Source organism: Curtobacterium sp. MCBA15_009 (genome assembly GCF_001864895.1).
Lineage (GTDB): Bacteria > Actinomycetota > Actinomycetes > Actinomycetales > Microbacteriaceae > Curtobacterium.
In genome coordinates this window covers 489,394-507,485 of record NZ_MJGO01000037.1, presented here as the reverse complement: position 1 = coordinate 507,485, position 18,092 = coordinate 489,394, and the positions used below count along the sequence as shown (strand labels likewise).

The window sequence follows — 18,092 nt, the reverse complement described above, 5'->3', positions numbered from 1 at the left end:
CCTAGAGCCCGGCGCGGCGGGACTCGGCGAGTTCGACCAGCCGGTCGCGCAGCGCGTCGGCGTCGGAGGCGGGGACCCCGGGGATCCGGACGTTCGTGGCGGCCGCGGCGGTGACGAACTTCAGCTCGCTCATGCCGAGCGCGCGGTCGAGCGGACCGCGGGCGACGTCGACGAGCTGCATGCGGCCGTACGGCACCGCCGTGAAGCGCTGCCACATGAGCCCGCGCCGGACCACCAGGTCGTCGTCCCGCAGGGCGTAGCCGATCGCGCGGACCCGGCGCGGGGTGAGGGACGCCGTGACGATGGTGACGACGGCGGCGGCGATCCCGATGAGGGTGAAGACCGTGCCGGCGGGCGAGCCGAAGCCGTCGTTGACGACGCCGATGAGCACGAAGCCGGCGGTGAACACCGCGCCGATCACCAGGGCGATGACGAGTTCGGTCCAGACGAGCTTGGCGGACACCCGCGTCCACGCGATGCCCTGCAGGCCGAGGCCGTCCTCGTCGAGTCGTTCACGCGGCATCGCGGGGCCTCCTGGGGTGGTGCTCGGTCAGTCGAGCGTCGTCGTGCCGGCGCCGGGACCGTGACGGTCGTCGTCGTCCTCCGGGGGTGCGACGCACATCCGCTCGGCCACCAGGGCGCAGACCGTCAGGACGACACCGCCGCCGACGGCGACCACGTTCGGCAGGGTCGAGCCTAGCGAAGGCACCACCGCGCGCGTCAGCAGGTAGACGACGAGCCCGGTGCCGAAGCCGGTGAAGAGCGCGCCGCACAGGCTCGCGGCCTTCGCGAGCACGACGACGCGGGTCGCGTACAGCGGGTCGACCGGGTGCCGGCGCCCGGCGCCGTCCCGTGCGTGCTGCCGGATCGGGCGCGCCATGGCCACGACGGCGACGCCGATGAACGCGAGCGTGACGCCGAGCGGCACGGCGAGCAGGAGCGTCGGCGCCTGGCGTGAGGCGAGCACGGCGTCGATCGCGTACCCGGCGACGGCGGTGACCACGGCGAGGGCGAGCAGGGTGGAGAGTCGGGTCGGCTTCATGCGCTGGTCACGTCCCGTTCCGGTGCGGAGGCCCGGGTCGGCTCGGCGAGCAGGCGCGGCTCGTCGACGCGCTCGGTGTCGTCGCCCAGTGCGGCGAGCAGGTCGGCCACCGGCCCGGCACCGGGCAGGACGGCCGCGGGGTCGGCGTCGAGCCACGGCGCGAGCACGAACGCCCGCTCGGCGGCCCGCGGGTGCGGCACCGTGAGGGTCGCCGTGTCGATCCGGAGGTCGTCGACGGCCACGACGTCGAGGTCGAGCGTGCGGTCGCCCCAGCGGACGTCGCGGGTGCGGCCGTGGGCGTCCTCGATGCCGTGCAGGGCGTCGAGGAACACCTGCGGCTCGAGGTCGGTGTCGACGATCACCACGGCGTTGCGGTAGCGGGGCTTCGCGTCGTCCGGGCCGTCCAGCGTGACGGCGACGGACTCGACCTCGTGGCTCGACGCCACCGGGCGCACGCCGGGCAGTGCGGCGACGGCCTCGGCAGCGGCGCGCAGGGTGCTGCCCCGGTCGCCGAGGTTGGCGCCGAGGGCGACCACGACGCGGCTCACGCCGCCCCCTCGACCGGGGCGTCGGCGCCGCGGGTGCGACGGATGGTGATCGACACGTCGGTGAACGGGACGGTGATCGGCGCCTGCGGCTTGTGCACCGTGACCTCGGTCGCCAGGGCCGCGCGGTGGCTGAGCACGACGGCGGCGATGCGCTCGGCCAGCGTCTCGATGAGGTCGACCGGGTCGCGCTCGACCTCGGCGACGACCTGCTCGGCGAGCACCCCGTAGTGCACGGTGGCGTCGAGGTCGTCGCTGCCGGAGGCGGCTCGGGCGTCGAGCTCCACGGCGACGTCGACGACGAAGTCCTGGCCGTCGGTGCGTTCGTGGTCGAAGACGCCGTGGTTGCCGCGGGCGCGGACCCCGACGAGGCGGATGGTGTCGTTCACGAGCGAGCTGCCCTCCAGGCGTCCCAGACGTCGAGCACGGCACGGGTCGGTGCCGGGTCGTGCACGCGCACCCCCCACGCGCCCCGTTCGGCGGCGAGCAGGCTGATGGCGGCGGTGGCGAGGTCGCGCTCGCGCGGAGCTGCTCCCTCGGGGCTCCCGACTCCGTCGAGGAACCGCTTGCGCGACGCGGCGACGAGCACCGGCAGGCCGATCGAGGCGAACCGCTCGTAGCCGGCCAGGATCTCCCAGTTCTGCGCGCCCTGCTTCGCGAAGCCGAGGCCCGGGTCGATGACGACCTGCTCCTGGCGGACCCCGAGGACGATGAGCTCGGCGACGCGCATCTCGACCTCACGCCGGACCTCGTCCACCGCGTGCGTGTACTCGGCGTTCCGGTACATCCGGTCGCTGTGCCCGCGCCAGTGCATCACGACGAACCGGGTGCCGGTGTCCCGCACCACGCGGACCATCTCCGGGTCGGCGAGTCCGCCGGAGACGTCGTTCACGATCGCCGCGCCGGCCTCGACCGCGCGTTCGGCGGTGGCGGCGTTCATCGTGTCGATGCTCACCGGGATGCCCTCGGCCACGAGCTGCCGCACCACCGGCAGCACGCGTTCCTGCTCGACCGCCAGCGGCACCCGTTCGGAGCCCGGACGGGTGGACTCGCCACCGACGTCGACGATGTCGGCACCGGCGGCCACGAGGTCACGGGCGTGGGCCACCGCGGCGTCGTACGCCTGGTGCAGCCCGCCGTCGCTGAACGAGTCGGGGGTGACGTTGAGGATGCCCATCACCCGGGTGCCGGCCGCGCTCGGCACCCGGGTCACGGGTGCCGAGCGCGGACGGCTCACCTCGGCGAGCCGACGTGCGCGTCGCGTCGGGAGGTCGGACATGCCGGCCGCCTAGGCGGGTGCGATGCCCGGGTTGCCGAACGGACGGTGACGCGGGGCCTTCGACGGCTCGCGGTCATCCGGCTCGACGGCGGTGTTCGCCGCCTTGCCGGAGGCGATGGCGGGCAGGTCGCTCACCGGGCGCTTGTCGCTGGAGAGCCACTGCGGGCGCTCCGGCAGCTTGCGGACGTCCTTGAAGATCTCGACGAGCTCGGGGGCGTCGAGCGTCTCCTTCTCGAGGAGCTCACCCGCCAGGCGGTCGAGGATGTCGCGGTTGTCGTTGAGCACCTGGTAGGCCTCGTCGTGCGCGGCCTCGAGCAGGGCACGGGTCTCGGCGTCGACCGTCTCGGCGATGTTCTCCGAGTAGTCGCGACCGGTCCCGCCGCTCATGTCGCGGCCGACGAACGGCTCGCTCGACCCGGAACCGAGCTTGACGGACCCGACCGCACGGCTCATGCCGTACTCGGTGACCATCTTGCGTGCGGTGCCGGTGGCCTTCTCGATGTCGTTCGAGGCCCCCGTCGTCGGGTCGTGGAAGACGATCTCCTCTGCGACGCGACCACCCATGGCGTAGGTGAGCTGGTCGAGCAGCTCGTTGCGGGTGACCGAGTACTTGTCCTCGAGCGGCAGCACCATCGTGTAGCCGAGGGCACGGCCGCGCGGCAGGATCGTGATCTTCGTGACCGGGTCCGTGTGCCGCATGGCTGCGGCCGCCAGGGCGTGTCCGCCCTCGTGGTACGCCGTGATGAGGCGTTCCTGGTCGGACATGATCCGGGTGCGGCGCTGCGGGCCGGCCATCACGCGGTCGACGGCCTCGTCGAGGGCACGGTTGTCGATGAGCTGCGCGTTCGAGCGGGCGGTCAGCAGCGCGCCCTCGTTGAGGACGTTCGCCAGGTCGGCACCGGTGAAGCCCGGCGTCTTGCGGGCGAGCAGCTCGAGGTCGACGCTCGCGGCGAGCGGCTTGCCCTTCGCGTGCACCTCGAGGATCTGCTTGCGGCCGGCCAGGCTCGGTGCGTCGACGCCGATCTGACGGTCGAAGCGGCCCGGGCGGAGCAGGGCGGGGTCGAGCACGTCGGGACGGTTCGTCGCGGCGATGAGGATGACGTTCGTCTTGCCGTCGAAGCCGTCCATCTCGACGAGCAGCTGGTTGAGCGTCTGCTCGCGCTCGTCGTTGCCACCGCCGATGCCGGCACCGCGGTGGCGGCCGACGGCGTCGATCTCGTCGATGAAGACGATGGCCGGCGAGTTCGCCTTGGCCTGCTCGAAGAGGTCACGGACACGGCTCGCACCGACACCGACGAACATCTCGACGAAGTCCGAACCGGAGATCGAGTAGAACGGCACGCCCGCCTCGCCGGCGACGGCGCGCGCGAGCAGGGTCTTGCCGGTGCCGGGAGGGCCGTACAGCAGCACGCCCTTCGGGATCTTCGCGCCGACGGCCTGGAACTTGGCCGGCTCCTTGAGGAACTCCTTGATCTCCTGGAGCTCCTCGATCGCCTCGTCCGAGCCGGCGACGTCCGAGAAGGAGACCTGCGGGTTCTCCTTGTTGTTCATCTTCGCCTTGGACTTGCCGAACTGCATGACCTTCGAGCCGCCGCCCTGGGCACTCGAGAGCAGGAACCAGAACAGGGCACCGATGATCAGGAAGGGCAGCAGGATGCTGATCAGCGACAGGAACCAGTTGCCCTGGGACACGTGGTCGTTGTAGCCCTTGGGCAGGTCGGCGTCGTTGACGGCGGTGACGACCTCGTCGCCGCGCGGCGTGGAGTAGTAGAACTGCTCCTGCTTGTCGCCGTCCTTCAGGGTGAGGTCGACGCGCTGCTCGGTCGAGTTGATGACTGCGGACGAGACCTTGCCGTCGGCGAGCTGCTCGAGCCCCTTCTGGGTCTCGATCTGCGACGTGCCGGCCTGGCTGAGCAGACTCCAGCCGATGAAGATGCCCGCCAGCGCGATCAGCACGTAGAGGTACGGGCCGCGGAAGATGCGCTTGAAGTTCATGTGATCCGGGCTGAGATGCCCGACACCTTTCTCTGCCGAAGTTGCGTGCTGATCAGCATACGGCTGCGATTCTGTGGCGAGAATGGGTGTCCTCTGCGGGCGAACTCACCGTTCGGCGAGTGTCCGCGGCGCGAGACCGCGCGGCCCGGACCCGCTCAGCTGTAGACGTGCGGGGCGAGGACGCCGACGCCGCGCAGGTTCCGGTAGCGCTCGTCGTAGTCGAGGCCGTACCCCACCACGAAGGCGTCCGGGATGTCGAAGCCGACGTACTTCACGTCGACCTCGACCTTGGCGGCCTCGGGCTTGCGCAGCAGCGCGACGATCTCGACGCTCGCGGCCCCGCGGGACTGCAGGTTCTGCTTGAGCCACGACAGGGTCAGCCCCGAGTCGATGATGTCCTCGACGATGAGGACGTCGCGCCCGTGCAGGTCGGTGTCGAGGTCCTTGAGGATCCGCACCACACCCGACGACTTCGTGCCGGAGCCGTACGACGACACCGCCATCCAGTCCATCCGCGCCTGCATCTTCAGGTGTCGCGAGAAGTCCGCCATCACCATGACGGCCCCCTTGAGGACCCCGACGAGCAGCGGGTCGCGCCCCGCGTAGTCGGCGTCGACGACCGCCGCGAGCTCGGCGAGCTTCTCGTCGATCTGCTCGGGGGTGAAGAGCACTTCGGACAGGTCTGCCTGGACGTCGGAGAGTTCCACCGCCCCAGCCTAACCGGCGCTGAACGCGATGCGGTCGCCGATCCGCGCCGCACGGACGCCCGGCAGGTCGATCGGCCCCTGGCCGCTCCAGTCCGTCACGAGCCGGCAGACCTCGAGCGTCTGCACGCGGGACAGCGTCACCCCGAACTCGCTCCGCACCGCGAGCCGGACCAGCCGCTGCCGCAGCGCCGGCGGGTTCGCGGCGAGTCCCGGCACGGACAGCGAGATGCCCGCCTCGGAGTGCTCGGCCAGGTCCTCGGCGATCTCCTCCGCGAAGTGGTCGAGCGCCGCGGCGTCCTCGCGCAGTTGGTCGGCCGTCCGGGCGAGCGCCTCGGGCACCCCGGCGCCGAGCTCCCGTTCGAGCACCGGCATGAGCACCTGCCGCACCCGCACCCGGGCGAACGCCGGGTCGTCGTTCTGCGGGTCCTGCCAGGGCGCGAGGCCCGCGGCGGCGCACGCCTGCCGGGTGGTGTGGCGCCGCACCGCGAGCAGCGGCCGGCCGTAGGCCGGGCCCTCAGCACGCCGGACGAGCGGCTGCATGCCGGACAGGCTGTCCGGCCCGCTGCCGCGCACCAGGCCGAGCAGCACCGTCTCGGCCTGGTCGTCGAGCGTGTGCCCGAACAGCACGAGGGGTGCGCCGACGGCGGACGCGACCTGCGCGATCGACGCGTGACGGGCCTCCCGGGCGGCGGCTTCCGGACCGCCGTCGGAGCCGACGGCGACCCGACGGACCGTCACCGGGTCGAGTCCCAGCTCCGCGGCCTGTCGGGAGGCACGGGTCGCCACCGCCTCGGAGTCCGCCTGGAGCGCGTGGTCGACGACCACCGCCCCGGACCGGAGCCCCTGCTTCGTCGCCTCGAACGCGGTGGCCGCGGCGAGCGCGAGCGAGTCCGGTCCGCCGCTCAGCGCGACGAGCACCAGGTCGCCGTCGGCGACGACACCCTGGTCGCGGGCGTCGGCGAGCAGCGTGCGCACCGCTCGACGGGTGTCGGCGACCGCGGGGTCCAGCCGGGGGCGCGGAGAGTTCACCCGGTAACGTTAGCCGCGCTTTCGGAACCACCGACAGCCCGTTCGACAAACCAGGAGTGCAGACATGGCCGCGTACGACGTCGTCGTCGAGATCCCCAAGGGCAGCCGCAACAAGTACGAGGTGGACCACGAGACCGGTCGCGTCTACCTCGACCGCGTGCTGTTCACGTCGTTCGTCTACCCGACCGACTACGGCTTCTTCGAGAAGACCCTGGCCGACGACGGCGACCCCGTGGACGCACTGCTGCTGCTCGAGTTCCCGACGTTCCCCGGTGTGGGCGTCAAGGTCCGTCCGGTCGGCGTCTTCAAGATGAGCGACGAGGCCGGCAAGGACGAGAAGGTCCTCGTGGTCCCCGCGAAGGACCCGCGCTGGGCGCACATCCAGGACATCTCCGACGTCGACGAGCAGACGAAGGCCGAGATCGCGCACTTCTTCGAGCGCTACAAGGACCTCGAGCCGAACAAGTGGGTCAAGGCCGAGGGCTGGGGCGACGCCGCCGAGGCCGAGGCGATCGTGCAGGCCGGCCAGGCCGCGTACGTGCCCGCCGGTCACTGACGCGCCGGTGACGCTTCCCTGACGACGAACGGCGCCCGCTCTCCATCCGGAGGGCGGGCGCCGTTCTGCGTCGTGCTGCGTCTACAGGGCGCCGCTCGGACGGGCGACGTAGGGCAGGAGCTGGCTCGGGGTCCAGACCGCCCGCTCGACCACGCCGACGCCCGGACGGGCCGCCTCGACCATCATCCCGTTGCCGGTGTAGATCGAGTCGTGGTAACCGCCTGAAGCGGTTCCGTTCGACGAGTAGAACAGGATGTCACCGGGCTGGCGCTGCGACAGCGGCACGAGCCGTCCGATCGAGGCGAAGTGGTTGTACTGCCAGACCACGTTGTGACCGCCGGTCGGGATGCCCTGCGAGCCGTAGGCCATCATCACGAGACCGGAGCAGTCCCAGGTGTTCGGCCCGGCGCCGTTCAGCACGTACGGCTTGCCGAGCTGGGCCCGCGCGTAGGCGATGGCGCCGGCGGCCTTCGACGGGCCGCTCGGGACGGTGGGCGTCGGAGCGGGGGCGGGGGCCGGTGCGGGCTTCGGCTTGCTCGGTGCTGGGGCCGGTGCCGGGTTCGCTGGGGAGGGCTTCGGCTTGCTCGGCGCCGGCTGCGCGGGTGCCGGGTTCGCCGGGGTGCTCGTCGAGGGGGTGCTCGTGGACGGCCTGCTCGTGGACGGCGTGCTCGTCGACGGGTCGGAGGTGCCGGTGGACGCGCCCGGGCGGGTGCCCGTCGCTCGTCCGTCACCGTCGTCGTCGCGTGCGGTCTGCGCCGCCAGGGCGACCTCGGCGGCCTTCGCCTGTTGTGCCGTCCAGTACGCGGTCTCCGTCGCGACGCTCGTGCCCTTGAGGTAGGCGAGCTGGCGCAGGACCTCGTCCTGCTGCTCCTGCTGCTCCTGCACCCGGGACTGCGCGTCGGCGGACACGTCGTTCGCCGTCGTGAGCGCCGTCTCGGACGTCCGGGTCGCCGCGCGGAGCGCCGTGGTCGCGGCGTCCTGCTGGTCGGCGAGGGAGTCGACGGTCTTCTGGTCCGCCCGCGCCTCGGCGAGGACGGTCGCCGACCGCTCGGACAGGTGCGACATCGTGCCGACGCGGTAGAGCAGGTCCTCGGAGTCGGACGCGTCGACGAGCATCGCGGTGGACAGGTCGCCGCCGCCGGTGCGCGACAGCTCGACCACGAGGCCGGCGACCTGCCCGGCGGAGTCGTCGGCCTTCGCCTTCGCCCGCTTCGACTGCGCGGCGAGGTCGTCGAGGGTGTCCTGCGCCTGCTGCTGCTGCGACACCGCCATGGCGTACGCCTGTCCCGCCTGCTGCTCGACGACACCGGCGCGGTCGGCGGCCTCCTGCAGCGTCGTGAGCCGCGAGCTGAGCTCGTCGACGGTCTGCTGGGCGTCGGCGGCGTCCGACTTGGCGGCCTTGACGTCGTCCCACGAGGGGCCCGACGGGGCAGCCTGGGCCGGGCCGGCGACGACGAGCGACAGCCCGAGGCCGAGCACGGCGACGGTCGCGATCCCGCAGGACAGGGAGCGGGCGGACAGGTTCATGACGTGGGCCGGGGCCTTCCGACGGCGCTGATGCTCAAACCGAGATCCCCCGCGCTGCCATGAAGGGGACCGGGTCGACGGCGGCACCGTTGATCCGGGTCTCGAAGTGCAGGTGGCAGCCGGTCGACCAGCCGGTCGAGCCGATCTTCGCGATCTGCTGCCCAGCGGTGACGTGTTGCCCGCTCGTGACGAGGATGCCCCCGTCGACGACGTGCCCGTAGGCCGTCGAGATGCCGCCGCCGTTGTCGAGCACGACCTCGTTGCCGTAGCCGCCGCCGTTGCCGGCGAAGGTCACGGTGCCGTCGTGCGCCGCGTAGATCGGCGCGTAGCAGGCGGGGGCCAGGTCCACCCCGGCGTGCAGTGCCGTGTAGTGCGTGTACGGGTCGACGCGGTACCCGTAGCCGCTCGTCTGGAAGCCGCCGGACGGCCGCACCCAGCCGGCCGAGTTCGCCGTGCCACCGCCGGTGCCGCCCTGGCTCGTCGCCGCGGCCTTCGCCGCCGCCCGGGCCGCCGCGGCCGCGATGCGCTCCTGCCGCGCCTTCTCGGCGGCCACGCCCCGCTTGTACGCCGACTCGACGCCGCGTTGCTTCGTCGTGAGCGCGGTGAGCTGCGCCTCGAGCCGGGTCTCGTTGTCGTTCTGCGCGTCGACGGCCGTCTGCGCCGCGTCCGCCGCGCCCTGCGCTTCCTGCATCGTCGACTGCGCGGCGTCGGCGAGGTCGCCGAGGGCGTCCTTCGCGGAGTCGGCCTTGTCCGCCTGGGCCTGGGCCGTCCCGCGGTCCTGCGTGGCCTGCGAGTAGATGCCGTCGGCCTGCTCGCTGAGCTTCGACATCGCGCCGAGCTCGTACAGCAGGTCGCCGGAGTTCGACGGGTGGGTGAGGATGTCCGTCGTCACGTCGTTGGCGCTCGCCCGCCCGAGCTGCGCGGCGAGCTGGCCCGCCTGCTCCTCGGACTGCGTCGCGGTCTTCGCCGCGTCGTCGGCCTGCGCCTGCAGCTTGTGCTGCGCGAGCGCGGCGGCGTCGTACTTGGTCTGGGCGGCCTGGTACGCCTCGCCGGCGGCCTGCGCGGCCTTCTGCTTCGCGGCGGCCTCGGTCTGCAGCGACGAGATGAGCGACTTGATCTCGGAGACCTTCGCCTGCTGGGCGCTGGTCGACTTCTTCGCCTGCTGCACCTCGCTCCACGACGGGTAGGACGCAGCACTGGCCGACGTGGTGGGCGCCAGCGCGGCGAGCGTGCCGGCCGTGAGCACGACGGCGACCGCAGCGGCGACGAGGCGGCTGCGGGAGCGGAGGGAGGACTGGGCTGAGGTCGACATGTATCTCGATTTCGTAACAGCGCGGCAAGGCTCACGCACGTAACACTGTTAACAGAGGCAACAGTAACAACAGGAGACGCAGGCTCGACAGCCCCTCGGACGAGGGATGCCGGCCGCCGACGATGCTCGCACCACGGCCTCCGACGAGCCTGCGGCGACGGCGCGACACGCCGGGGATCACGGGCGAACAGGCCTCGATTTGTGAAACCCGCGGGGCATCCGTATGCTTGTCCATCGGTAGCGCGATGCACTGCTTGCGGCCCTATCGTTTAGTGGCCTAGGACACCGCCCTTTCACGGCGGCAGCACGGGTTCGAATCCCGTTGGGGTCACTCTCCGAGTGAGCGAGCAAGTAGTACTGAACAACACCACAGCAATTCAACATGGCCCTGTAGCGCAGCTGGTTAGCGTGCCGCCCTGTCACGGCGGAGGTCGCGGGTTCAAGTCCCGTCAGGGTCGCCACGGCTGGATAGCTCAGTTGGTAGAGCGTTCGACTGAAAATCGAAAGGTCCACGGATCGATGCCGTGTCCAGCCACCGGTGAAGGCCCCCTGCTTCGGCAGGGGGCCTTTTCGGTTGTCTGAGGGGTGTTCCTTCGGGGGCCTTCGGCGGCGGGCCGGTTCGGTCACGCGCCGGTTCGCTTCCGCCTCGCACAACGGCAGTCACCCCGAACCACGCGAGTGTGCGGTTCGGGGTGACCCCGGTTGTGCGGACCGATCGGGCGATCAGGCCTCGCGGGTCTTCGGGCTGCTGTCGTTCGTCTTCGCCGGGTCGCGCTCGACCACGGAGCCGAGCACGTCGTCGATCCGGGTCAGCAACTCGGCCGGGATCGTCACACCGGCGGCGCCGGCGTTGTCGTGCACCTGCTCCGGACGCGAGGCGCCGATGATCGCGCTCGCGACGTTCTCGTTCTGCAGCACCCACGCGACGGCGAGCTGCGCCATCGACAGGTCGAGCTCGTCGGCGATCGGCTTGAGCTCCTGGACGGCCGAGAGCACCTCGTCGTTCATGAAGCGCTCGATCATCTTCGCGCCGCCCTTGTCGTCCGTGGCCCGCGAACCCTCGGGCAGGGGCTGACCGGGCTGGTACTTGCCGGTGAGCACGCCCTGGGCGATCGGCGACCAGACGATCTGCGAGATGCCGAGCTCCTTCGAGGTCGGCACCACCTCGTCCTCGATGACGCGCCACAGCGCCGAGTACTGCGGCTGGTTCGAGATGAGCTGGAAGCCGAGGTCCTTCGCGAGCGCCGCACCCGCACGGAGCTGGTCGGCGGTCCACTCGCTCACGCCGACGTACAGGACCTTGCCCTGCCGCACGATGTCGGCGAAGGCCTGCATGGTCTCTTCGAGGGGGGTCTCGTGGTCGAACCGGTGCGCTTGGTACAGGTCGACGTAGTCCGTCTGCAGCCGCTCGAGCGAACCGTCGATCGACTCGAGGATGTGCTTGCGGGACAGGCCGGTGTCGTTGTGCCCCTTCGGCCCGGTCGGCCCGAACACCTTCGTCGCGATCTCGAGGGACTGGCGCCGCTCCCCCTTGAGCGCCTCGCCCAGGACGGTCTCGGCGCCGGTGTTGGCGTAGACGTCGGCGGTGTCGAACGTCGAGATGCCGACCTCGAGCGCTGCCTTGACGCAGGCGATCGCCGCGTCGTTCTCGACCTGTGAGGCGTGGGTGAGCCAGTTGCCGTAGGTGATCTCGGAGACCTTGAGGCCCGAGTTGCCGAGGTAGCGGTACTCCATGTGCGTGTCACTCCTGTCGTGGCCGCGTCGGTGCGGCTCGACCCGTGACGGTAGTCCTCGGGTCGGTGCCAGAGCACAGCGGCCGAAGTCGTCCACACGACGAAACCCCGGCGATGTGGCCTGAGCCAGGGATCGTTCCGGGGTCTTCGCTGTCCATCCTCGCATGTCTCCGTCGGCGCGTGCGATTGCGGACGAGCGCGGCGCACAGGCACTCACATGAACCAGTTGTTCCTTCAGTCGTTCGTCCAGCTGCTGTCCGACGAGGTGCCGTCTGCGCTGATCCAAGCCGTGGTCTTCACAGGCGTATCGATCGCCGCAGACTTCGTCCGTGGTCGAAGGCTCCGTGAGCGGTCCGGTCACGGAGGCAGGATGCCCCTGCGCCGCACTGTCCGCTCGGGCCACGGTCGCGCCCGGTCCGTCGATGAGGTGCAGGATCGAGGAAGCGCGGCACGGAGCGGTGCCGCCAGGAGCGAGGGAGCACCCATGACCGGAGCGAGCGTGTTGTTCATCGGCGGGAGCGGCGTCATCAGCGCCGCCTGCGTGCGGGAAGCCGTCGAGCAGGGGTTCGACGTGACCGTGCTCAACCGGGGGACCACCGGGGGCAGGCCGATCCCGGAGGGTGTGACGCGCCTCCAGGCCGACGTGTCCGACCGCGGCGCACTGGCGGACGCACTCGGCGACCAGCGCTTCGACGTGGTCGTGAACTGGATCGCCTTCACGCCGGACCAGGTGCAGGCGGACGTCGACTTCTTCGCGGGGCGGACGCGGCAGTACGTGTTCATCAGCTCGGCCTCGGCGTACCAGACGCCGGCGACGCACCTGCCGATCACGGAGTCGACGCCGCTGAAGAACCCGTACTGGCAGTACTCGCGCGACAAGATCGCGTGCGAGGAGCTGCTGGTGCAGGCGTACCGGGAGCAGGACTTCCCGGTGACGATCGTGCGGCCGTCGCACACCTACGACGAGACGAAGCTGCCGCTGACCGGCGGGTGGACCGCGGTGGCGCGGATGCGGGCCGGCAAGCCGATCATCATCACGGGTGACGGGACCTCGCTGTGGACCCTGACGCACAGCCGAGACTTTGCGGTCGGGTTCACGGGGCTGCTCGACCGGGCTGCAGCCATCGGGGAGGCGTTCACGATCACGAGCGACGAGGCGCCGACGTGGAACGCCATCGCGCACGAGATCGCGGCGGCGGCCGGGGTCGAGGACCTGCGGATCGTGCACGTGCCGGCGGACGCCATCAACGCGGTGGACCCGGAGTGGGGTGCGGCGCTGCTCGGGGACAAGGCGAACAGCTCGGTGTTCGACAACAGCAAGGTCCGGTCGCTCGTGCCGTGGTACCGGCCGCGCACGACCTACCGGCAGGGGGTGCGCGAGGTCATCGCCTGGTACGAGGCCCACCCCGAGGAGCAGGTCGTGGACGAGCGACTCGACGCGCTGATGGACGAGTTGGCGGCGCGCTGGGCGGTGTGAGCCGCACTGGGTGAGCAGAAATGGTCGGGTGCCGTGTGGCGACCCGACCATTTCTGCTCACGAAGCGAACGCGTGGAGCGAACCCGTCAGGCGCGCGCGGCCAGGACGTCCGACAGCGTCCCGATCGCGGTGCGCACCTCGTCGTCGGTGACGACCAGGGGCGGCGCGAAGCGGATCGTCGACCCGTGGGTGTCCTTCACCAGGAGCCCGCGGTCGGCGAGGTCCTTCGCGATCGCCTTGCCGGTGCCGAGCGCGGGGTCGATGTCGATCCCGGCCCAGAGTCCGGCCACGCGGTGCGACACGACGCCGTGCCCGACGAGCTCGTCGAGCAGGCCGCGCAGCAGCGGTTCGCCCTCGAGGGCCCGCTGCTGGAACGTGCCCTCACCGAGCATCGCCACGACCTCGGCGCCGACGGCCGCGGCGAGCGGGTTGCCGCCGAAGGTGGACCCGTGCTCACCGGGGCGCAGGACGCCGAGGACGTCGCGCGAACCCACGACCGCCGACACCGGCACGATGCCGCCGCCGAGGGCCTTGCCGAGCGTGATGAGGTCGGGGCGCACTCCGACGCGCTGCACCGCGAGCGTGTGCCCGGTGCGACCGAGGCCGGACTGGATCTCGTCGGCGACGAACAGCGCACCGAACTCGTCGCAGACCTGCCGGACGGACGGGAGGTACGACTCCGGCGGGATGACCACGCCGCCCTCGCCCTGGATCGGCTCGAGCAGCACGGCGACGACGGTCTCGTCCATCGCCGCGCGCAGGGCCGCAGCGTCGCCGTACGGCACCGTGCGGAAGCCCGGGGTGTACGGGCCGAAGTCGTCGCGGGCCGAGGGGTCGTCGGAGAACGAGATGATCGTCGTGGTGCGGCCGTGGAAGTTCCCGGACGCGACGATGATCGTCGCCCGCTCGGCCGGGACGCCCTTGACGCGGTAGCCCCAGGCGCGGGACACCTTGATCGCGGACTCGACGGCCTCGGCTCCGGTGTTCATCGGCAGGACCATCTCGGTCTCCGTCAACGCCGCCAGTGCCGTGGCGAACGGGCCGAGCTGGTCGTTCACGAACGCGCGGCTCGTGAGCGTCACGCGGTCGAGCTGTGCCCGTGCGGCGGCGAGCAGCCGCGGGTTGCCGTGGCCGAAGTTCACCGCCGAGTACGCGGCGAGGCCGTCCAGGTACTGCTTGCCGTCGACGTCGGTGACGGTCGCTCCGGCACCCGACGCGATGACGACGGGCAGCGGGCTGTAGTTGTGCGCGAGGGCGCGGTCCTCGACGGCGAGCGCCGCCGCGGTGTTGACCCCGAGCGACGCTGCCGCCGACATCAGCTGACCCCGAGGGAACGCGCGACCGAGGTGCCGGTGCCGACCGGGTGCAGGTCGAGCGTGCAGCACTTCACACCGCCACCGCCGAGCAGCAGCTCGGACAGGTCGACGCCGATCGGGTTGTAGCCCTTCTCACGCAGCTGCGACGCGAACGTGGTCGCGCGCGACGCGATCACGACGTTGTACCCGTCCGAGTACGAGTTCAGGCCGAGGATCGCGGCGTCCTCCTCGGTCGCGATGATCGCGTCGGGGAAGCGCTCGCGCAGGATCGCCAGCGACGGCTCGTCGAAGGCGCTCTCGAGGTAGGCGATGTTCGACCGACCCGAAGCGTCGGGCTCCGGGTCGAGCACGGCGATGGCGGTGTCGAGGTGGTAGAAGCTCGGGTTGATGAGCTTGAGCGTGACGACCTCGCGGCCGTAGATCGTCGCGAGCTCGTCGTGCGAGGTGCTGTCCGACCGGAAGCCGGTGCCGGCGAAGATGGTGTCCCCGATGAGCAGGAAGTCGCCCTCGCCCTCGTTGGTCTGCTCCGGCTCGGCGACGGTCAGGCCGGCCTGGCGGAACCAGTCCATGTACGCCGGGCCCTCAGGCTGGCGCTCCGGGTACTGGAACTTCGCGCCGTAGGCGATGCCGTCGAGGACGAACCCGCCGTTGGCTGCGTAGACCATGTCCGGCAGGCCGTCGATGGGGTCGATGTACGAGATGTCGAAGCCGAGCTGCTCATAGACGGCGACGAGCGACTCCCACTGCTCGACGGCCTTCGACGTGTCGGTCGGCTCCTCCGGGTGCATCCAGGGGTTGATCCGGTAGCTCACCGTGTAGAAGTCCGGCTTGCACATCAGGATCGTGCGCTTCGTGGCGACACGGGCCGGAGCGGTGGGAGTGGCGGGTGCGGTGTTCGACATCAGTCCTCCGAGGACCGGGGTCCGAGCCTGCCAGGAACCACCACTGAAGAGATGCTCCGGCGAGATGCAGGCTCACTCGCCGTAGCGGACCAGGTCGACGCCGCTCCGATCCTCGCACAGACCGTCCGAGCCGTGCAGTGCTCCGTGCCGAACCGCGTGGCACCCGTTCGGGTGACGCACGATTCGTGCGTGGAACCCGTCGGGCTCGCAACGACCCCGCGTACGATGGGAGTCGATGGACACACTCGATCACCGCATCCTGGACCAGCTCCGGGACAACGCCCGTGCCGGCTACGGCGACATCGGGTCGGTGGTCGGACTCTCCGCGTCGGCCGTCAAGCGCCGGGTGGACCGACTCGTGGGCGACGGGGTGATCCAGGGCTTCACGATCAAGGTCGACCCGGCGGTCGAGGACCGCGGCACCGAGGCCTGGGTCGAGCTCTACTGCCGCGGCACCGTCTCGCCCGACGAGCTGCGGGCGCTGCTCGACACCGTCCCCGAGGTCGTCGACGCCGGCACAGTGACCGGCAGCGCCGACGCCGTCGTGCACATGCGCTCGAAGGACCTGTCCGCGCTCGAAGAGGCGCTCGACCGCGTCCGCCTCGCGCCCCAGGTCGACCACACGCGCTCGGCGATCGTGCTCTCCAAGCTCGTCAGTCGCGAATCCGCGTAACGTCCCACGCATGGGACGGATGACGACGGCCAGGAGGCCCGGATCACCGCCCACGGGATCGCGTCCCGCCCGTCGGCTGGTCGCCGCTGCGAGCGTCGCCTACCTCGCGAACTGCCTCTGGGGCACCGCGGTCGCCGTGCGGCTCATCCGCACGAAGAAGCTCCGCGTCGTGCACCACGGGCTGTTCGTCGTCACCGCGACCCTGACCGGCGTCGCCGCGACCACCCCCGTCTGGACGCGCGACCGGACGGCGCTGTTCCTGCTGCCGGCACTCGTGCCCCTGGCGGTCGCTCCGCGCACGGACCCGCGCTCCCGAGCACACTGGAGGGTCGCGGTCGCCGCCGCACCGTCCTACCTGGCAGCGGTGCTCGCCGGCCGACGACGAGAGAGGTGAGCGGTGGAGCTGTTCGAGGCCATCCGACGACGACGCACGACGAACGGGGCGTTCCTGCCCGATCCGGTGTCCGAAGAGCACCAGCGGCTGCTCCTGGAGCTCGCCGGGCGGGCACCCTCGCAGCTCAACAGCCAGCCGTGGCGGTTCGTGGTGATCGAGGAACGCGCCACGATCGACCGCGTCGCCGAGATCAGCGGGCGCTCGATGACCCGGACCATGGCCGAGGGCACGTTCTTCGAGCGGTACAAGCCGTACTTCCGGTTCTCGCAGGCCGAGATGGACTCCCGGCGCGACGGCATGCTGTTCGACAAGCTGCCCGCACCGCTCCGGCCCTTCACGAAGCAGGTGTTCACCAAGCGTGGGCAGGTGCTCATGAACGCCCTCCGGGTGCCGCAGACGCTCGGGGCGGAGAACCGGAAGCTCGTCGCCGGGTCGCCGCTGCTGCTCGGCGTGCTGCTCGACCGCGACGAGTACCGCAAGGAGGCGCGGAACGCGTTCTACTCGGTGTTCAGCATGGGCGCGGCGATGGAGAACGTCTGGCTCGCCACCACCGAGCTCGGCCTCGGGATCCAGTTCGTGTCGTTCCCGATGGAGATCGAGGAGGCGTGGGCCGAGGTCGAGTCCCTGCTCGAGGTGCCGCCGGAGCTCGAGCTGATGGCCGTGTACCGGATCGGGTACCTGCCACCCGAGCGTCGTCGCCCCGCGATCGACTGGGTGTCGAACGAGCGGAAGCGACCGTCGCAGTACGTGTTCCGCGGCACGTGCGCGACCCCGCAGACCGGGTGGGACGACCTGCCCGCCGTGAGCACCGAACCGGAGGCGACCACCCCGTGACCGACACCCGACCCGCTCAGAGCACCCCGGGCCTCCAACCCGTCGCCCCCGGCCTGACCGGCCGCCCCTGGATCTCGCAGGACTGGCTCGACGTCGTCTTCGTGCACTGGCGCGTCGACGTGTCGGCGGTGGCCCCGCTGCTGCCGACCGGCACGCGACCCGACACGATGGCGCCCGACGGCTCCGACGACGGGGCGACCACCTGGGTGGGCCTCATCGCGTTCCGGTTCGAGGACACCCGGTTCCCGCCGTTCTCGACCGGCAGCATCGGCGACTTCGTCGAGCTGAACGTCCGCGTCTACACGGTCGACGAGCAGGGGCAGCACGGGGTCGTGTTCCTGTCGCTCGACGCCGGCAAGCTCCTGCCGACCCTCGGCGCACGCGTCGCGACCGGCCTGCCGTACCGGTGGGCGGTGGCCGAGGCGCGGAGCGGTGACGGTCGCGTCGGGTACGCGATGCGGCGGCACGGCACCCACCTGCGGTCGATGGTCGACGTCCGTGTCGGCGACGCCGTCGCCGAACCGACGGCGCTCGAGACGTTCCTGACGGCGCGGTGGGGCATGCACGTCCGGCGGGGTGGGCGCACCCGGTTCTGGCCGAACGAGCACGAGCCGTGGCCGTTGCACCGCGCCTCGGTGGTGTCGCTGCGCGACGACCTGGTCGGGGCGGCCGGACTGCCGTTCGGGCTCACCGAGCTCGAGCCGGACTCGGTGCTCTACTCGCCGGGGGTCACGACGCGGTTCGGTCGGGGGCGCTGACGGCGCACCGCTC

19 protein-coding genes and 3 tRNA genes are annotated in these 18,092 nt (G+C 71.2%); 9 read left to right on the top strand and 13 right to left on the bottom strand.

Going from position 1 to position 18,092, the window contains the following annotated elements; genetic code table 11:
• Nucleotide 1 precedes the first annotated feature (1 nt).
• The 8 genes from BIU97_RS10835 to tilS form a co-directional block, all read right to left on the bottom strand.
• The gene (locus tag BIU97_RS10835; RefSeq protein WP_071258168.1) at nt 2–523 is read right to left on the bottom strand and encodes a PH domain-containing protein; all 522 of its coding nucleotides are present in this window, start codon (nt 521–523) and stop codon (nt 2–4) included.
• Between the two features lie 27 nt (nt 524–550).
• Entirely contained in the window at nt 551–1,042 is a 492-nt protein-coding gene (locus BIU97_RS10830; RefSeq protein ID WP_071258171.1) for a DUF3180 domain-containing protein, read from the bottom strand.
• The gene (gene folK / locus BIU97_RS10825) at nt 1,039–1,590 is read right to left on the bottom strand and encodes a 2-amino-4-hydroxy-6-hydroxymethyldihydropteridine diphosphokinase (RefSeq protein ID WP_071258174.1); all 552 of its coding nucleotides are present in this window, start codon (nt 1,588–1,590) and stop codon (nt 1,039–1,041) included. Before folK ends, BIU97_RS10830 begins: the two co-directional genes overlap by 4 nt.
• Nucleotides 1,587–1,976, bottom strand: coding sequence for a dihydroneopterin aldolase (folB, locus tag BIU97_RS10820; protein ID WP_071258176.1), 390 nt, complete (start codon nt 1,974–1,976; stop codon nt 1,587–1,589). The genes folK and folB overlap by 4 nt, the downstream gene beginning before the upstream one ends.
• Nucleotides 1,973–2,866: a dihydropteroate synthase gene (gene folP, locus BIU97_RS10815; RefSeq protein WP_083404728.1), complete on the bottom strand. Its 894-nt coding sequence runs from the start codon at nt 2,864–2,866 to the stop codon at nt 1,973–1,975. The genes folB and folP overlap by 4 nt, the downstream gene beginning before the upstream one ends.
• A gap of 9 nt (nt 2,867–2,875) precedes the next feature.
• Nucleotides 2,876–4,861: an ATP-dependent zinc metalloprotease FtsH gene (gene ftsH, locus BIU97_RS10810; protein WP_071258178.1), complete on the bottom strand. Its 1,986-nt coding sequence runs from the start codon at nt 4,859–4,861 to the stop codon at nt 2,876–2,878.
• 155 nt (nt 4,862–5,016) lie between these two features.
• Nucleotides 5,017–5,568: a hypoxanthine phosphoribosyltransferase gene (gene hpt, locus BIU97_RS10805; RefSeq protein ID WP_017887686.1), complete on the bottom strand. Its 552-nt coding sequence runs from the start codon at nt 5,566–5,568 to the stop codon at nt 5,017–5,019.
• Nucleotides 5,569–5,577: 9 nt separating this feature from the next.
• Entirely contained in the window at nt 5,578–6,597 is a 1,020-nt protein-coding gene (gene tilS, locus BIU97_RS10800) for a tRNA lysidine(34) synthetase TilS (protein ID WP_071258181.1), read from the bottom strand.
• A gap of 64 nt (nt 6,598–6,661) precedes the next feature.
• On the opposite strand from tilS, the gene BIU97_RS10795 reads away from it, so the two are divergent.
• Nucleotides 6,662–7,153, top strand: coding sequence for an inorganic diphosphatase (locus BIU97_RS10795; protein ID WP_071258184.1), 492 nt, complete (start codon nt 6,662–6,664; stop codon nt 7,151–7,153).
• An 81-nt stretch (nt 7,154–7,234) separates the two neighbouring features.
• Here the strand turns inward: BIU97_RS10795 and BIU97_RS10790 are convergent, their stop codons facing one another.
• Both BIU97_RS10790 and BIU97_RS10785 read right to left on the bottom strand, forming a co-directional pair.
• Complete coding sequence (locus tag BIU97_RS10790) at nt 7,235–8,680, bottom strand: C40 family peptidase (RefSeq protein ID WP_071297622.1); 1,446 nt, start codon at nt 8,678–8,680, stop codon at nt 7,235–7,237.
• A gap of 34 nt (nt 8,681–8,714) precedes the next feature.
• On the bottom strand, nt 8,715–9,992 hold the full coding sequence (locus BIU97_RS10785; RefSeq protein ID WP_071258219.1) for a M23 family metallopeptidase: 1,278 nt from the start codon (nt 9,990–9,992) through the stop codon (nt 8,715–8,717).
• Between the two features lie 258 nt (nt 9,993–10,250).
• Here BIU97_RS10785 and BIU97_RS10780 point away from each other — a divergent pair.
• The 3 genes from BIU97_RS10780 (at nt 10,251) to BIU97_RS10770 (ending at nt 10,527) form a co-directional block, all read left to right on the top strand.
• Nucleotides 10,251–10,323: transfer RNA gene (locus BIU97_RS10780), tRNA-Glu, on the top strand.
• Nucleotides 10,324–10,376: 53 nt separating this feature from the next.
• Nucleotides 10,377–10,453: transfer RNA gene (locus tag BIU97_RS10775), tRNA-Asp, on the top strand.
• A gap of 1 nt (nt 10,454) precedes the next feature.
• Nucleotides 10,455–10,527 (top strand) — tRNA-Phe (locus BIU97_RS10770).
• Nucleotides 10,528–10,715: 188 nt separating this feature from the next.
• Here the strand turns inward: BIU97_RS10770 and BIU97_RS10765 are convergent.
• A complete protein-coding gene (locus BIU97_RS10765; protein WP_071258221.1) occupies nt 10,716–11,726 on the bottom strand; it encodes an aldo/keto reductase family protein in 1,011 nt (336 codons plus the stop codon).
• A gap of 483 nt (nt 11,727–12,209) precedes the next feature.
• Between BIU97_RS10765 and BIU97_RS10760 the strand changes: the two genes are divergently transcribed.
• Nucleotides 12,210–13,202, top strand: coding sequence for an NAD-dependent epimerase/dehydratase family protein (locus tag BIU97_RS10760; RefSeq protein WP_071258223.1), 993 nt, complete (start codon nt 12,210–12,212; stop codon nt 13,200–13,202).
• Between the two features lie 86 nt (nt 13,203–13,288).
• On the opposite strand, the gene rocD is transcribed toward BIU97_RS10760, so the two are convergent.
• Entirely contained in the window at nt 13,289–14,518 is a 1,230-nt protein-coding gene (rocD, locus tag BIU97_RS10755; RefSeq protein ID WP_071258225.1) for an ornithine--oxo-acid transaminase, read from the bottom strand.
• Nucleotides 14,518–15,420: a dimethylargininase gene (gene ddaH, locus BIU97_RS10750; protein WP_071258228.1), complete on the bottom strand. Its 903-nt coding sequence runs from the start codon at nt 15,418–15,420 to the stop codon at nt 14,518–14,520. The genes rocD and ddaH overlap by 1 nt, the downstream gene beginning before the upstream one ends.
• Before the next feature lie 235 nt (nt 15,421–15,655).
• Between ddaH and BIU97_RS10745 the strand changes: the two genes are divergently transcribed.
• Genes BIU97_RS10745 through BIU97_RS10730 form a run of 4 tightly spaced genes read left to right on the top strand, consistent with a single transcriptional unit; the run spans nt 15,656 to nt 18,079 of the window.
• Complete coding sequence (locus BIU97_RS10745) at nt 15,656–16,093, top strand: Lrp/AsnC family transcriptional regulator (RefSeq protein WP_071258236.1); 438 nt, start codon at nt 15,656–15,658, stop codon at nt 16,091–16,093.
• Nucleotides 16,094–16,103: 10 nt separating this feature from the next.
• A complete protein-coding gene (locus BIU97_RS10740; RefSeq protein WP_083404729.1) occupies nt 16,104–16,487 on the top strand; it encodes a hypothetical protein in 384 nt (127 codons plus the stop codon).
• Nucleotides 16,488–16,490: 3 nt separating this feature from the next.
• The gene (locus tag BIU97_RS10735; RefSeq protein WP_071258237.1) at nt 16,491–17,321 is read left to right on the top strand and encodes a nitroreductase family protein; all 831 of its coding nucleotides are present in this window, start codon (nt 16,491–16,493) and stop codon (nt 17,319–17,321) included.
• On the top strand, nt 17,318–18,079 hold the full coding sequence (locus BIU97_RS10730) for a YqjF family protein (RefSeq protein WP_071258239.1): 762 nt from the start codon (nt 17,318–17,320) through the stop codon (nt 18,077–18,079). The genes BIU97_RS10735 and BIU97_RS10730 overlap by 4 nt, the downstream gene beginning before the upstream one ends.
• Nucleotides 18,080–18,092 lie beyond the last annotated feature (13 nt).